Genomic DNA, 13,370 nt, shown 5'->3' on the forward strand with positions numbered 1-13,370 from the left:
CGTTCTCCTATTCTAACATAAAAAAGCCCCTATTTCCAACGGAAAGTGAGGGCTTACAACTTACTCATCATCCTGTAAATCCACACTTGGCACGGTTGTTGCCGCATCTGTGCTGGCTTGGAAAAGCTCAACTTTTTCATAGCCAAACAGGCTAGCATAGATGGAGGTCGGGAATCGTTTGATTTTTTTATTGTAGGCTGTTGCCACTGCATTATAATCCTTGCGGGCAACCAATATCCGATTTTCAGTCCCTTCCAGCTCGGTAATCAAATCAGATACCTGTTGATTGGCTGTCAGTTGCGGATAATTTTCCGCCACCATCAGCAAGCGAGAAACAGCCGAATCCAGCTGACTTTGGGCCTGATTGTAGTCACTAGTTCCTGCTTGACTGGAGCCAATTTTCGCACGCGCATCCGCAATAGCAGTAAATATTTCTTCTTCGTGTTCCATAGCCCCCTTGACCGCCGAAACCACATTTGGAATCAGGTCATATCGGCGTTGGAGCTGGGTATCCACATTGGCCTGGGCATTTTCCACTTCCGCATGGCTATCGACCAGCCCATTGTATTGACCAACTGCCCCCATTCCCAAAAATAGCAGAGCGAGGATCGGGATTAGTATGACTAACCATTTCTTGTTCATATACTTATTCCTTTCTTACCAACCAGACGAGGCTCCGCCGCCTCCGCCACCGCCACCAGACCAGCCGCCTCCTCCGAATGATGAAGAAGAGGAAGAATGAGAGGAATGGTTGTTATGGTAATGATGGCGGTCATCCACCAGCATCCAGAGAAGATTTCCTGGACCACCGCCTCGACCACGGCTAGCCTTATCAATAATACCAAAAATCATGAAGATTAGTATTAGAATTAAAAATAATACAAAACTATCACTTTCCGCACTGGTCCTTTCTTCCATAGCTGCCAGTTGTTCCTGACCCAGACTGGTACCATAGAAACGATCTCCGATGGATTGGACTATATAGGTTACTCCTCCGTCATAGTCTTCCTGGCGGAAAAATTCTCTGGCATTTTCCAGAATGTCCTTGGCTTCCACATCCGTCAACACCGTGGCAGCATTGTCGGAGGTTTCTATCCGAAATTCCCTGTCAGCTATGGCAATCACCAAGAGGACACCATTGTCTGTCCCTGCAAAACCAACCTGCCACGCACGAAAGGTTTCATTTGCCAGACTTTCAATATCCCTTGAAAGACTTTCAGTCACATAGACCCCGACCTGTAGTTGTTGCTCACTAACTGCCCAAGTCTGATTGAGCTGGTCAATGCTGGCGATGGTTTCACTGGAAAGAAGATTGGTTTCATCAACCACCGTCGTATCAATAGGACGGTCTGGAATTCCCTCAGCTTGTGCCAGGCTAGGCAGGCCTAGACAGAACAGTAAAAGCAAGAAACCCAATAAATAGAACAGATACTTTTTCATACGGCACCTCCTCTGAATGAAGAAAACGCTATCTTTATATTATTGTATCATTTTTGCTCTGTTTTGCAAGTATTTCTACAATTATTTTTTGAAGTTGCGGAATGATTTCTGCTCGAAACCAAGGATTCTTTGCTTGCCAGATATTATTTCTTGAAGAGGGATGTGGTAAAGGAAAATAAGTGGGAAGGTAGTCATCTGCATGCTGTACTCTTTCAGTCAGGTTCCTTTGGGATTTTTCCAAATAATAATCCTGAGCATATTGCCCAATCAACAAGGTCAGTTCAAGATCAGGAAGTTGGTCCAGAATCAGCTGGTGCCATTTGGACGCAAAATCCTTGCGAGGCGGTAAATCCCCAGACTTCCCCTTTCCTGGATAATAGAAATCCATAGGAAGGATAGCAAACTGACCAGATTCATAAAAAGTTTGACGATTTACACCCAACCATTTCCGCAGATTCTCTCCGCTGGCATCATCAAAGAGGCGGCCTTTTTCTTGTGTTTTTAATCCCGGTGCCTGTCCAATAATGAGGATTTTTGCGGTAGACGGTGCTTGGAAAAGCGGGACTATTCCCTTGTTCGTAAACGCTTGATTAGCTGCATCCTTCATGATGGCTTGCTCAATTTCAGCTAGCTCCATTACGACCTACTTTCTTGACCATGGTCACATCTTCTTCTAAGGCACGGAAACCACATTTTTCATAGAAGGAAAAGGCTGGTAAATTACGTTCTGTTTGCAGGAGAATATGAACAATCCTTCTCTCAATCAACTGCTCCTCAATTCTTTTTAGAAAGTCTTGTCCAATTCCTCGTCCTTGGTAATCGCGAGAGATGCAGAGCTCTTCAATACGGTATTCGGTCCCCTCATACCAGTAGCGAATGTGCCCTAGAGAAAGGGCAATGAGCTTGTCTTGGTCAACCAAGCCAAAGCAAAGTGCTCTTGGATGTGACAGCAAATCGCCTAGATAGCGGTCTAATTGTTCCTCATCCGACCAATCGTCATTCCATGGTTCCTGACTAAATACAGATAAAAAGACTTGTTTGACCATTTCCATATCTGAAGAATAAAGTTCTTTCAGTTTCATTCTTCCTCCTAAAAAAGACGGGTATCCCCGTCTTCATGTATTACTTAATGAGTTCGTAGATAGCTTCTGCATAAATGGCAGCTGCACGGTAAAGTTGCTCAACTTCAATAAATTCGTTGGCTTGGTGCATGGTGTTGACATCGCCTGGGAACATAGCTCCATAGGCTACGCCACGTTTGAGCAAGCGGCCGAATGTACCACCACCGATAACTTGTTCGTGACCTTTCAAGCCTGTGTGTTTTTCGTAAACAGACAAGAGAGTTGCGACCATTGGGTCATCGATTGGGCAATAATGTGGAGTGTGGCCATGCTCAGACAAGCTGACAGCTTCTACGCCAAGTTTTTCCAAACCAGCCTTGATGGTTTCAGGGTTGGTATTTTTTGGATAACGGAAGTTGAGGGCAATGGTGTTGTCAGATGAAGTTTCATCAAACTTGAAGACACCTGCGTTCATAGAAAGAGCTCCCATCTGCTCATCGTAAATGGCTACGCCGAGTTTTTGTCCATCGTGGTCTTCAAGAAGGACTTGACCAGCCAAATCAAGATAGGCTTTAGCTGCTCCGTCAAAGGCAAATTGGCTGAGGAATTTTGCCAAGTAAGTTGCACCGTTGACGCCTTCTTCTGGGGTTGAACCGTGGGCTGATTTTCCGATGACGGTGACTTGAACTTGACCGTTTTCAAGGTTTTCCGCGTCAGCTTTTAGGCCATAGGCTGCTGTGAAATCTGCCAACTTGCTGTCTAGGTCTGCTAGGTCACCAGAGATAATAGCTGTCGCAGACTCAGGCACCATGTTCTCACGCAAACCGCCTGTGAAGGAATGCAGTTTAGCAGCTCCGCTATTTTCCCCCGCAAAATGAAGATAAGCTGTTATATTGCCCTTTTCTCCGTTGATAATCGGGAACTCAGCATCTGGAGAAAATCCGAAATCTGGCAAGGGAAGGCCGACGTGCTCGAAGTAGTAATCCATGTCCGCCCAGCCTGACTCTTCGTCGGTACCGACGATGAAGCGGACTTTTTTAGAAGTCGGAAGACCCAACTCCTTGATGATTTTCAAGCCGTAGTAGCAAGCCATGGTCGGTCCCTTGTCGTCAGAGGATCCGCGGGCAAAGAGCTTGCCGTCGATGATTTGCGGCTCGTACGGGTCAGTGTTCCAACCGCTTCCTGCTGGCACCACGTCCAAGTGACCAAAGATACCGAGAACTTCTTCGCCCTCGCCAAATTCAAAGTGACCTGCGTAGTTGTCAACGTTCTTGGTTGGATAACCATCACGCTGAGCGATTTCCAGGAACTTGTCCAAGGCACGCACTGGGCCTGGTCCAAATGGGTGCTGGGCATCTGCCTGGCTGTCGTCACGCTCAGAATTGATGCGGAGGAGGTCAAAAAGGTCCGCTAGAAACTCATCTTTGCGTTTGTCAAACTCTGCTCTAAAATCTACTGTCATATGTTCTCCTTTTCAGTATCGTCATTTGGTTTCTCTTTTATTACTGCGACGAGCAAGGAAACGTCGTTTCCTTATTTCCAACTTCAAACACTCCACTGGAGTGTTTGAACTCGCCTTGCCGTACTTCAGTTATGCCTGCGGCTGTTGACACAAACTTCGTTTGTTTCATCTCCGACCTTCAAAGGTTCCCCGAACAGTTGTTGACACAAACTCTGTTTGTTTCATTTCCAACCTTCAACAGTCACTACTATGACTGTTTTGACACAAACTTCGTTTGTTTCATCTCCGACCTTCAAAGGTTCCCCGAACCTTTGAAGCTAGTAATAAAAGTAAACCAAAAGACTATATCAAAGTAAGTCTATTTTATCATATTTTTCAAGACTTCACTGCTAAAAAATGACCTTTCACAAAGAAAGATCATTTTGCTTTATTCAAACTCCAACTGGGCCTTGTTGGTAAAATAGGTCTGATAGGCTGCGTAGGAGGCGATTACTGAAGCCAGACTGGTTGCAGACAGCAACATGAACATGACCATTATCTGATAGCGGATGGCATGGACCGGATCAACTCCTGCAAATATTAGCCCTGACATCATTCCAGGCAGGCTGACCAGACCGACTGTCTTGGCTGAGTCAATGGTGGGCTGCATACCTGTTTTGATAGCCTCTCGCAAAATATCCTGTGAAGCCAATTTGACAGTTGCTCCCAGACTTAATTTTTCCAAGACTTGTTGACGATTGTCTGTGAAAGACTTGTACATAGCCCGATAGGACAGACCGATTGCCGTCATGGCATTACTAGCCAACATCCCTGAAATGGGAATGACCTGTGAAGGAATAAATTGGATAGCACCCGATAGTACCAAGATTGTCAAGGTCAATCCAGTCGAAGCCAAAAGTGCAAGAAAAGGATGAAGCAAGGATTTCTTGCCATTGGGATTGCGTTTGTTGGCTTGGACACTGGCATTGTAAAGAATAATCAGAATCATAGCCAAGCTGAGAAAGACATTGGAGGCTTGGAAGATAAATTTGAGAACGTAGCCGACAAAAATCAACTGGAGAACTGTTCTGACAACTGCCATAAAAATATCCTTGGTCAAGCCCAGTTTTTCCTTTTGACTGATTCCCATAGCAACTAGGACTAGCCCGAACACAAGGGCTAGGGACAGGTTATCTACTGAAACATTCATACTTGGACCCGACCTCCTTCTATTTTCAAAATCTTTTGGGCTGCCTCAATCTCTGATTGGTCATGAGTGACTTCAATTAAGGTATTTCCAGCTGCATGGTAATCTGCTAAAAGCTTGTTGACAATGGCCTTGGTTTCAGAGTCCAGTCCCGCAGAGATTTCATCTAAAAGTAAGACTTTGGGTTCAAAGAGCAAATTGCGAACGAGGGCCACTCGCTGTTTTTCTCCTCCTGATAATTCTGTGATTTTCTTGGTCAAAAATGCTGGCGCTAGATTGACCCTTTCTAAAGCCTTGAGGGCTTTGCTTTGGTCAAATGCAAGCTGACGGAGCTCATAAGGAAAGCGGAGATTGTCTTGGACGGTCTGCCCAAAGAGAACTGGCTGTTGAAAACAATAGGAAACTTCTCTCCTGTAAGTCGGCATATCCAGCTCTGCTATGTTCCGACCCTGAAAGAAAATGGTCCCACTTGTCGTGGATGTCAAACCTGCCAAGAGCTTGAGGATGGTGCTTTTTCCACTGCCCGAAGGTCCAACCAAGGTTAGCCGCTCTCCTTCTAAAACAGTGAAGCTAATATCAGTTAAAATCGACTTATCCCTATCAGATAAGCCGACAGATTGAAGTTGGAAAAGGTGCATCTTAATGTCCGTGCTCTTCTGCTTCTTCTGCAGCAATGGCAATAGCTTGTGTTTCATGAACTGTCCCGTGAGCGTGATGGGCAGGTCCATAAATAGAGTAGATTTTAAGATCTTCTTGGCCAATGTTGATGACATTGTGGTATGCACCGTTTGGAATTAAGATTGCATCTTCTGGTCCGACTTCAGTATCAAGTGTAATCTTGTCTTCGGACTCTCCCATAATAACACGACCGTGACCTTGTTCAATGCGGAGGAATTGGTCGTTTTCGTTGTGTACTTCCGCTCCGATGTCCCCGCCAACTGGGATGGACATCAGTGTAACTTGCAAGAGTTCCCCGGTCCAAAGTGCTGTGCGGTAGTTGGTATTTTCAAGCGTTGCTGTTTCAATATTGGTTACAAATGGTGCTTTTCCGTAATCTTTAGTTGTCATAGTTGTTTACCTCTAAATGATAATTATTCTAAACTTTCTTTAGAACAATTCTAATTATACTCCTTTTAAAATACTTGTCAAGCTTTTTTAGAAACATTATAATTTTCAGAATATACTTAGCGAATAGCTAAGAAAAAGCCACCTTTCGGCAGCTTGCTTCTTATGTCAATTCATTAAAATCCCATACATCATCTACCCAGCCTTGATAGAAATCAGGCTCGTGGCAGACCATGAGGATAGAGCCCTTATAGGCCTGAAGGGCACGTTTGAGTTCATCCTTGGCATCCACATCCAAGTGGTTAGTCGGCTCGTCCAGAACCAAGACATTGTTTTCACGGTTCATAAGCAAGCAGAAACGAACTTTGGCCTGCTCACCACCTGAAAGAACTTGAATTTGGCTTTCGATATGTTTGGAAGTCAGACCGCAACGAGCCAAGGCTGCCCGTACTTCTGCCTGGTTAAGGGCTGGAAAGGCATCCCAAACGGCTTCAAGCGGAGTCTGACGATTGCCACCAGCTACTTCTTGCTCGAAATAGCCTAGTTCCAAATACTCCCCACGCTCCACAGAGCCTCCGAGCGGTGGAATGATCCCCAGCAAACTTTTAAGAAGAGTAGATTTACCGATACCGTTGGCACCGACAATGGCAATCTTCTGGTTGCGTTCAAAGGTCAAATTGAGCGGTTTACGTGTCAATACACGGTCATAACCAATTTCCAAATCAGTCGTTTGGAAGATAAATCGACTTGGCGTTCGAGCCATTTTGAAATCAAAGGATGGCTTTGGTTTCTCTGCTTGAAGCTCAATAATCTCCATCTTGTCCAATTTCTTCTGACGAGACATAGCCATGTTTCGAGTTGCAACACGGGCCTTGTTACGGTTAACGAAGTCCTGCAAGTCCGCGATTTCTTTCTGCTGGCGTTCGTAGGCAGCCTCTAACTGAGCCCGCTTCATAGCATGTACTTCTTGGAATTGGTAATAGTCGCCTGTGTAACGGGTCAAGAGTTGATTTTCCACATGGTAGACAATGTTAATCACATCATTCAAGAAAGGAATGTCATGCGAAATCAAGACAAAGGCATTTTCATAGTTCTGCAAGTAGCGTTTGAGCCAGTCAATATGCTCTGCATCCAAGTAGTTGGTCGGCTCATCCAGAAGCAGGATATCAGGTTTTTCCAAGAGTAATTTTGCCAAAAGAACCTTAGTACGTTGGCCACCTGATAACTCCGTCACGTCCTTGTCCATACCATAATCCATAACGCCCAGAGCCCGTGCCACTTCGTCAATCTTGGCATCCAGCGTATAGAAATCACGGCTTTCCAAACGATCCTGCAGCTCACCAACCTCTTCCATGAGGGCATCCATATCGGCTCCCTCTTCTGCCATGGACATGTAAATGTCATTGATACGAGCTTCTGTCTTGAAAAGTTCATCGAATGCTGTCCGCAAGACATCACGGACTGATTGACCCTTTTCTAGTTTAGCATGCTGATCTAAATAACCTGCCGTTACATAACGTGACCATTCAACCTTACCTTCATCTGGCTGCAATTGACCTGTCACGATGGACATGAAGGTTGATTTTCCCTCACCATTGGCACCAACAAGACCAATATGCTCCCCCTTCAACAAACGGAAGGAAACATTCTCAAAAATTGCACGGTCACCAAACCCATGACTCAAATTCTTTACTTCTAAAATACTCATAATTTCCTCACAAAAGAGGCTGGAAATCCTTCCAGTCTCTGTTTACATTTTCCTTAATCCAAACCTATTTCTGCACGGACCACATCAGCAATGGTGTCCACATAGTAATCGACTTCAGCATCTGTTGGAGCTTCTGCCATGACACGCAAGAGTGGCTCGGTACCACTTGGACGGACCAAGATACGACCATTGCCAGCCATTTCTGCTTCCATTTTTTCAATGATAGCTGCAATAGCAGGCACTTCCATAGCCTTGTCCTTCATGCTGTTTTCCACACGGATATTGACCAATTTTTGTGGGTAAATGGATACTTCTGCTGCCAATTCAGAAAGTGTTTTACCAGTTTCTTTCATGATTTTGGTCAATTGCACAGCGGTCAACTGACCATCACCTGTGGTGTTATAATCCATGAGAATGACGTGTCCAGACTGCTCACCGCCGACATTATAGCCACCTTTGCGCATTTCCTCCACCACGTAACGGTCACCAACTGCGGTCACAGCTTTTTCAATTCCCTCACGGTCCAAAGCCTTATGGAAACCAAGGTTAGACATGACAGTTGTCACAATGGTATTTTTAGCAAGCAAGCCCTTGTCGGCCAAGTACTTACCTACGATATACATGATACGGTCGCCATCGACCAAGTCACCATTTTCATCGACAGCAATCAAGCGGTCACTGTCACCGTCAAAGGCAAGACCGATTTGACTTCCTGTTTCCTTGACTAATTCTTGCAACTGCTCAGGATGGGTTGAACCAACTCCCTCATTGATGTTCAAACCGTCTGGATTTTCAGCCATAACGGTCAAATCAGCACCCAAATCCGCAAAAATTTGACGAGCAGAGGTTGAGGCTGCACCATTAGCAGTATCCAAGGCCACTTTCATGCCTTCCAACTGAGTACCAGTCGATACTAGGAAGGACTCGTACTTGCGCAAGCCTTCTGGATAATCGACCACATCCCCCAAACCTTGTGCAGATGGACGTGGTAGCGTATCTTCTTCAGCATCCAAGAGAGCTTCAATCTCTGCCTCCAAGGCATCGTCCAACTTAAAGCCGTCGCCCGCAAAGAACTTTATACCGTTATCTTGAGCAGGGTTATGACTGGCTGAAATCATAACACCAGCGCTAGCTTTTTCTGTTTTCACCAAGTGAGCTACACCTGGTGTTGCAAGGACACCTAGTTTATAGACGTGAATTCCAGCTGATAAAAGTCCAGCAACCAAGGCAGCTTCCAACATTTGTCCCGAAATACGTGTATCACGCGCCACAAAGACACGAGGTACATCCGTTTCATGTTGACTAAGCACATAACCACCAAAACGACCCAGTTTGAAGGCCAATTCTGGCGTCAATTCTACGTTTGCTTCTCCGCGGACACCGTCCGTACCAAAATATTTACCCATTTTAAAATTTACCTCTTATTTCGTTTTTGTTATGGTGATTTGTAGGTTGGCTTCTGTTTGTGATAAAACAACTGGCAAGACATTGCCATCACCATCTACTGCCTGCAACTTCGCTGTCCCACTATAATTAGCGGATAAATTGCTGACATCTACTGCGATTGCCTCGATGTGATCAATCTTAGCCATGGTTTCTTCATCCGTTGTTACTTTTACAGTATCGACATTGACGGAAACCTTAGAAAGACTATAACCTTCTGCCAACTGGTTACTATAAACCTTAGCTTCAACAGGTAGAGCCTTACTGACACGCTTACCTATTTTTACAGAAATAGCATCTGGTGCTAGGGTCGCTGTTACCCCTGCTGGTAGGTTGGCCAATTGGAGTTTTACAATATTGGTGCCTGCCTTCATCTCTTTCAAATCTGCGACAACTTGAAAAGTTCGCGTAGATTCATCGGATTCCCGTTGCAGAAGCACTCGATTGGATCCTCTCAACTCAACAGTCACTGTTGATGAGAAACCTGAAATAAAGTACTCACTGGTATTGTATTCAATATCTATCGGCACATTATTTAAGGTATGAACATAGGTTTCTGACTCCGTATTCTGAGCGGCTGTTTCCGAATTTTTATAGTTGGTAGTAGTCGCATAGAAAAAAAGCAAAAGCGCTAAGAATAATGAGAGAAGTAAGTGACCTACAGCTTTAAATTTTTCTTGCATGTTTGCCCCCTCTCAATCGCTTCAAAAATGTGTTTTTCTCCTGATTGTCAGAACCGAAAATAGTCCATAGTTCAGCCTCAAATTCCTCCAAACTCAAATCATGCTTGAAATTACCATTATGAGCAATGGAAATACTACCCGTTTCCTCTGAAACTATGAAAACAAAGGCATCTGAAACCTCTGACAAACCAATCGCAGCCCGGTGCCTAGTGCCAAATTCTTTTGAAATACCTGCACTTTCAGACAGGGGAAGGTAGGCACAGGAAACCGCAACCTTATCATCCTTGATAATAACTGCTCCATCATGCAAGGGGGTATTAGGAATGAATATATTTATCAATAATTCACGCGAAATATCTGCGTTCAACGAAATACCCGTTGCCCTATATTCTTGCAAGGTTTGAGCCTGCTCCACTGCCACAAGTGCTCCAATTTTACGCGGTGACATATAGGCTGCGGATTTTACAAGAGCATCAATGAGCTTTTCTTCCTTACTGAGCGTATTAGCTGAAAAAATATGGGTCGTCCGTCCTAACTTTTCAAGCATGGCTCGCAGTTCTGGAGCAAAAATAACAACTGCTGCGATAACTCCATAGGTAATGACCTGATTGATCAACCAGGCAATGGTCTGCAAACCAAATAAACTAGCAAGAAGTTGTGCAATGATAAAGAGAAATACCCCACGGATGAGGGTCATAATCTTCGTACCAGCAATAGCCTTACTAAAATTATAAATCAAATAAACAACGATGCTGATGTCAATCAAGTGTAGGATAGCTACCCAAGGACTAGCAATCAGACTTGACCAATACCCAGCATCCAGTAACTGGCTTAAGTTTAACATAGGTTTCTCATACTTCCTAACTCGTACATGGTAACGTTTCTATTATATCACATTTTTTCTTTCTTTTTTTAGAAAAGGATGAAGATAGGATTAAATTTATTACAAATAGTCATCAGAAATGTATCAGTATTTCTACATACTCCGTTCTAGAAAATCCCTGACCTTTATGATAAAATAGTCCCATGAAAATAAATACTTTATTAGGGATTGCCGCAGGGAAGACCAGCCAGTTTGTCCTCAACAAACTGGGCCGAGGAACTACCTTGCCTGGTAAAATTGCCCTTACATTCGATAAACATATTTTAGATAGTTTGGCTAAGGATTATGAAGTCGTTGTTGTGACAGGTACCAACGGTAAGACTTTAACAACTGCCTTGACCGTTGGAATTCTTCAAGAAGCCTTTGGCGAAATCACGACCAATACCAGCGGTGCCAATATGATTACAGGGATTACGGCAACATTTTTATCTGCCAAGAAAAACAAAAAGGGCAAGAAGATTGCCGTCTTGGAAATAGACGAAGCCAGCCTGGCCCGTGTGACCGACTTTATCAAGCCTAGCTTGATTGTCTTTACCAATATCTTCCGTGACCAAATGGACCGTTATGGTGAGATTTATACCACCTACCAGATGATTTTGGACGGGGCTGCCAAGGCTCCACAGGCAACCATTTTAGCCAACGGCGACAGCCCGCTTTTCAACTCGACAAACGTTATCAATCCAGTGAAATACTACGGTTTTGCGACAGAGGAGCATGAGCCACGTCTGGCCCACTACAATACCGAGGGTGTTCTCTGTCCTCATTGCCACCAGATTATCCAGTACAAGCTCAATACCTACGCCAACTTGGGCAGCTACATCTGTAGCAACTGTGGTTTTAGCCGACCTGAGCTGGACTACAAGTTGACCGAACTAAAAGAAATCACCAATACCTCTTCTACCTTTGCCATTGACGGTCAGGATTACAAAATCAACATCGGCGGGCTTTATAATATCTACAATGCCCTAGCAGCTGTCAGCGTAGCCGCATTTTTCGGAGTAGCACCTGAGAAAATCAAGGCAGGTTTTGACAAGTCCAAGGCAGTCTTCGGTCGCCAAGAAACCTTTAAACTCGGTGATAAGGATTGTACACTGGTCTTGATTAAAAACCCTGTCGGTGCAACCCAGGCTATTGAAATGATGAAACTGGCTCCATACGATTTTAGCCTGTCCGTCCTTCTCAATGCCAACTACGCTGACGGAATTGATACCAGCTGGATTTGGGACGCTGACTTTGAACAAATCACTCAAATGGACATTCCACAAGTCTTTGCAGGCGGTGTCCGTTCGTCTGAAATCGCCCGTCGCCTCCGTGTGACTGGCTATCCTGAAGACCAGATTACTGAAACACCTAAACTGGAAGACATCATGACCTTGATTGAGCAATCGAGTAGCCAACATGCTTATATCCTCGCCACCTATACAGCTATGCTGGAATTCCGCGACCTGCTGGCTCAACGCCAAGCCGTTGGAAAGGAGATGAAATAATGGTCTATACATCATTAAAAAGTCCTGAAAAAGACTACACTTATGATCTCCACATCGCCCACCTCTACGGTGATTTGATGAACACCTACGGGGACAATGGCAATATCCTCATGCTCAAGTATGTGGCTGAAAAGCTGGGGGCTCGTGTTCAGGTGGACATCGTTTCCCTGACAGATGAATTTGACAAGGATTTCTACGACATCGCCTTTTTCGGTGGTGGTCAAGACTATGAGCAGTCTATTTTAGCCAAGGATTTACCAACTAAAAAAGACAGCCTAACAGACTTTATCGAAAACGACGGTGTCATGCTGGCTATCTGCGGTGGCTTCCAGTTGCTCGGTCAATATTATATTGAAGCAGGCGGTAGAAAGATTGACGGACTGGGTATCATGGGCCACTACACCCTCAACCAGACCAACAACCGTTACATCGGTGACATCAAAATTCACAATGAGGAGTTCAACGAAACCTACTACGGTTTTGAAAACCACCAAGGTCGCACCTTCCTAGCTGACAACCAAAAACCCCTGGGCAAGGTTGTCTATGGCAATGGCAATAACAAGGAAGACGGCGGCGAGGGCCTACACTATAAAAACACCTTCGGCAGCTACTTCCACGGACCAATCCTGTCCCGCAATGCCAACCTGGCCTACCGCCTGGTCACAACTGCCCTCCGCAAAAAATACGGACAAGACATCCAACTTGCCAGCTACGCTGACATCCTCAGCAAAGAAGTCGCTGAAGAATACGGCGATGTGAAAAGCAAGGCAGAATTTGATAAATAAAGCAAAACCGCTTCTGATATTCAGAGGCGGTTTTGTTATTTTCTATTAACTTATATTCCCTTTAGTAACGTGTAACTTTCCAAATTTAAAAAAGCGACTCATAGAATTATTTCCTCCCGTTAAATAATAGATAACTATTAAAAATAGACAATACTTGCTCATAAGTA

14 protein-coding genes and 1 pseudogene are annotated in these 13,370 nt (G+C 44.6%); 2 read left to right on the top strand and 13 right to left on the bottom strand.

What is annotated here, in order from left to right:
- Positions 1-60: 60 nt before the first annotated feature.
- From C1G57_RS00830 to cdaA, 12 genes are all read right to left on the bottom strand, one after another.
- Positions 61-642, bottom strand: coding sequence for a LemA family protein (locus C1G57_RS00830; RefSeq protein ID WP_105113336.1), 582 nt, complete (start codon positions 640-642; stop codon positions 61-63).
- A 15-nt stretch (positions 643-657) separates the two neighbouring features.
- A complete protein-coding gene (locus C1G57_RS00835; protein WP_105113337.1) occupies positions 658-1,440 on the bottom strand; it encodes a TPM domain-containing protein in 783 nt (260 codons plus the stop codon).
- A 34-nt stretch (positions 1,441-1,474) separates the two neighbouring features.
- Entirely contained in the window at positions 1,475-2,077 is a 603-nt protein-coding gene (locus C1G57_RS00840; RefSeq protein WP_105113338.1) for a uracil-DNA glycosylase family protein, read from the bottom strand.
- Positions 2,064-2,522: a GNAT family N-acetyltransferase gene (locus C1G57_RS00845; protein ID WP_105113339.1), complete on the bottom strand. Its 459-nt coding sequence runs from the start codon at positions 2,520-2,522 to the stop codon at positions 2,064-2,066. The genes C1G57_RS00840 and C1G57_RS00845 overlap by 14 nt, the downstream gene beginning before the upstream one ends.
- A gap of 40 nt (positions 2,523-2,562) precedes the next feature.
- Entirely contained in the window at positions 2,563-3,963 is a 1,401-nt protein-coding gene (gene pepV / locus C1G57_RS00850) for a dipeptidase PepV (RefSeq protein ID WP_105113340.1), read from the bottom strand.
- A 427-nt stretch (positions 3,964-4,390) separates the two neighbouring features.
- The gene (locus C1G57_RS00860) at positions 4,391-5,152 is read right to left on the bottom strand and encodes an ABC transporter permease (RefSeq protein ID WP_105113342.1); all 762 of its coding nucleotides are present in this window, start codon (positions 5,150-5,152) and stop codon (positions 4,391-4,393) included.
- On the bottom strand, positions 5,149-5,787 hold the full coding sequence (locus C1G57_RS00865; protein WP_105113343.1) for an ABC transporter ATP-binding protein: 639 nt from the start codon (positions 5,785-5,787) through the stop codon (positions 5,149-5,151). Before C1G57_RS00865 ends, C1G57_RS00860 begins: the two co-directional genes overlap by 4 nt.
- A gap of 1 nt (position 5,788) precedes the next feature.
- A complete protein-coding gene (locus C1G57_RS00870) occupies positions 5,789-6,217 on the bottom strand; it encodes a cupin domain-containing protein (RefSeq protein ID WP_105113344.1) in 429 nt (142 codons plus the stop codon).
- A 160-nt stretch (positions 6,218-6,377) separates the two neighbouring features.
- Positions 6,378-7,922, bottom strand: a complete 1,545-nt coding sequence (locus C1G57_RS00875) for an ABC-F family ATP-binding cassette domain-containing protein (RefSeq protein ID WP_105113345.1) — start codon at positions 7,920-7,922, stop codon at positions 6,378-6,380.
- A 53-nt stretch (positions 7,923-7,975) separates the two neighbouring features.
- The gene (gene glmM / locus C1G57_RS00880; protein WP_105113346.1) at positions 7,976-9,328 is read right to left on the bottom strand and encodes a phosphoglucosamine mutase; all 1,353 of its coding nucleotides are present in this window, start codon (positions 9,326-9,328) and stop codon (positions 7,976-7,978) included.
- A 15-nt stretch (positions 9,329-9,343) separates the two neighbouring features.
- Positions 9,344-10,048, bottom strand: a complete 705-nt coding sequence (locus tag C1G57_RS00885) for a YbbR-like domain-containing protein (protein WP_105113347.1) — start codon at positions 10,046-10,048, stop codon at positions 9,344-9,346.
- Entirely contained in the window at positions 10,032-10,892 is an 861-nt protein-coding gene (gene cdaA / locus C1G57_RS00890) for a diadenylate cyclase CdaA (RefSeq protein WP_105113348.1), read from the bottom strand. Before cdaA ends, C1G57_RS00885 begins: the two co-directional genes overlap by 17 nt.
- 182 nt (positions 10,893-11,074) lie before the next feature.
- Here cdaA and murT point away from each other — a divergent pair, with 182 nt between their 5' ends.
- Both murT and gatD read left to right on the top strand, forming a co-directional pair.
- Entirely contained in the window at positions 11,075-12,418 is a 1,344-nt protein-coding gene (gene murT, locus C1G57_RS00895) for a lipid II isoglutaminyl synthase subunit MurT (RefSeq protein WP_105113349.1), read from the top strand.
- Complete coding sequence (gene gatD, locus C1G57_RS00900; protein WP_105113350.1) at positions 12,418-13,203, top strand: lipid II isoglutaminyl synthase subunit GatD; 786 nt, start codon at positions 12,418-12,420, stop codon at positions 13,201-13,203. The genes murT and gatD overlap by 1 nt, the downstream gene beginning before the upstream one ends.
- Before the next feature lie 54 nt (positions 13,204-13,257).
- Here the strand turns inward: gatD and C1G57_RS11625 are convergent.
- Positions 13,258-13,365 (bottom strand): annotated as a pseudogene (locus C1G57_RS11625) (rRNA adenine methyltransferase); the annotation flags it as partial.
- Between the last annotated feature and the right edge of the window lie 5 nt (positions 13,366-13,370).

This window comes from Streptococcus suis, assembly GCF_002960425.1.
Taxonomy (GTDB): Bacteria; Bacillota; Bacilli; order Lactobacillales; family Streptococcaceae; genus Streptococcus; species Streptococcus suis_S.

Coding starts and splice junctions, on each gene's coding strand:
- C1G57_RS00865 (WP_105113343.1), bottom strand. CDS start 5,787: ATGCACCTTTTCCAACTTCAATCTGTCGGCTTATCTGATAGGGATAAG.
- C1G57_RS00885 (WP_105113347.1), bottom strand. CDS start 10,048: ATGCAAGAAAAATTTAAAGCTGTAGGTCACTTACTTCTCTCATTATTC.
- C1G57_RS00845 (WP_105113339.1), bottom strand. CDS start 2,522: ATGAAACTGAAAGAACTTTATTCTTCAGATATGGAAATGGTCAAACAA.
- cdaA (WP_105113348.1), bottom strand. CDS start 10,892: ATGTTAAACTTAAGCCAGTTACTGGATGCTGGGTATTGGTCAAGTCTG.
- glmM (WP_105113346.1), bottom strand. CDS start 9,328: ATGGGTAAATATTTTGGTACGGACGGTGTCCGCGGAGAAGCAAACGTA.
- C1G57_RS00840 (WP_105113338.1), bottom strand. CDS start 2,077: ATGGAGCTAGCTGAAATTGAGCAAGCCATCATGAAGGATGCAGCTAAT.
- C1G57_RS00835 (WP_105113337.1), bottom strand. CDS start 1,440: ATGAAAAAGTATCTGTTCTATTTATTGGGTTTCTTGCTTTTACTGTTC.
- C1G57_RS00870 (WP_105113344.1), bottom strand. CDS start 6,217: ATGACAACTAAAGATTACGGAAAAGCACCATTTGTAACCAATATTGAA.
- gatD (WP_105113350.1), top strand. CDS start 12,418: ATGGTCTATACATCATTAAAAAGTCCTGAAAAAGACTACACTTATGAT.
- pepV (WP_105113340.1), bottom strand. CDS start 3,963: ATGACAGTAGATTTTAGAGCAGAGTTTGACAAACGCAAAGATGAGTTT.
- C1G57_RS00875 (WP_105113345.1), bottom strand. CDS start 7,922: ATGAGTATTTTAGAAGTAAAGAATTTGAGTCATGGGTTTGGTGACCGT.
- C1G57_RS00830 (WP_105113336.1), bottom strand. CDS start 642: ATGAACAAGAAATGGTTAGTCATACTAATCCCGATCCTCGCTCTGCTA.
- murT (WP_105113349.1), top strand. CDS start 11,075: ATGAAAATAAATACTTTATTAGGGATTGCCGCAGGGAAGACCAGCCAG.
- C1G57_RS00860 (WP_105113342.1), bottom strand. CDS start 5,152: ATGAATGTTTCAGTAGATAACCTGTCCCTAGCCCTTGTGTTCGGGCTA.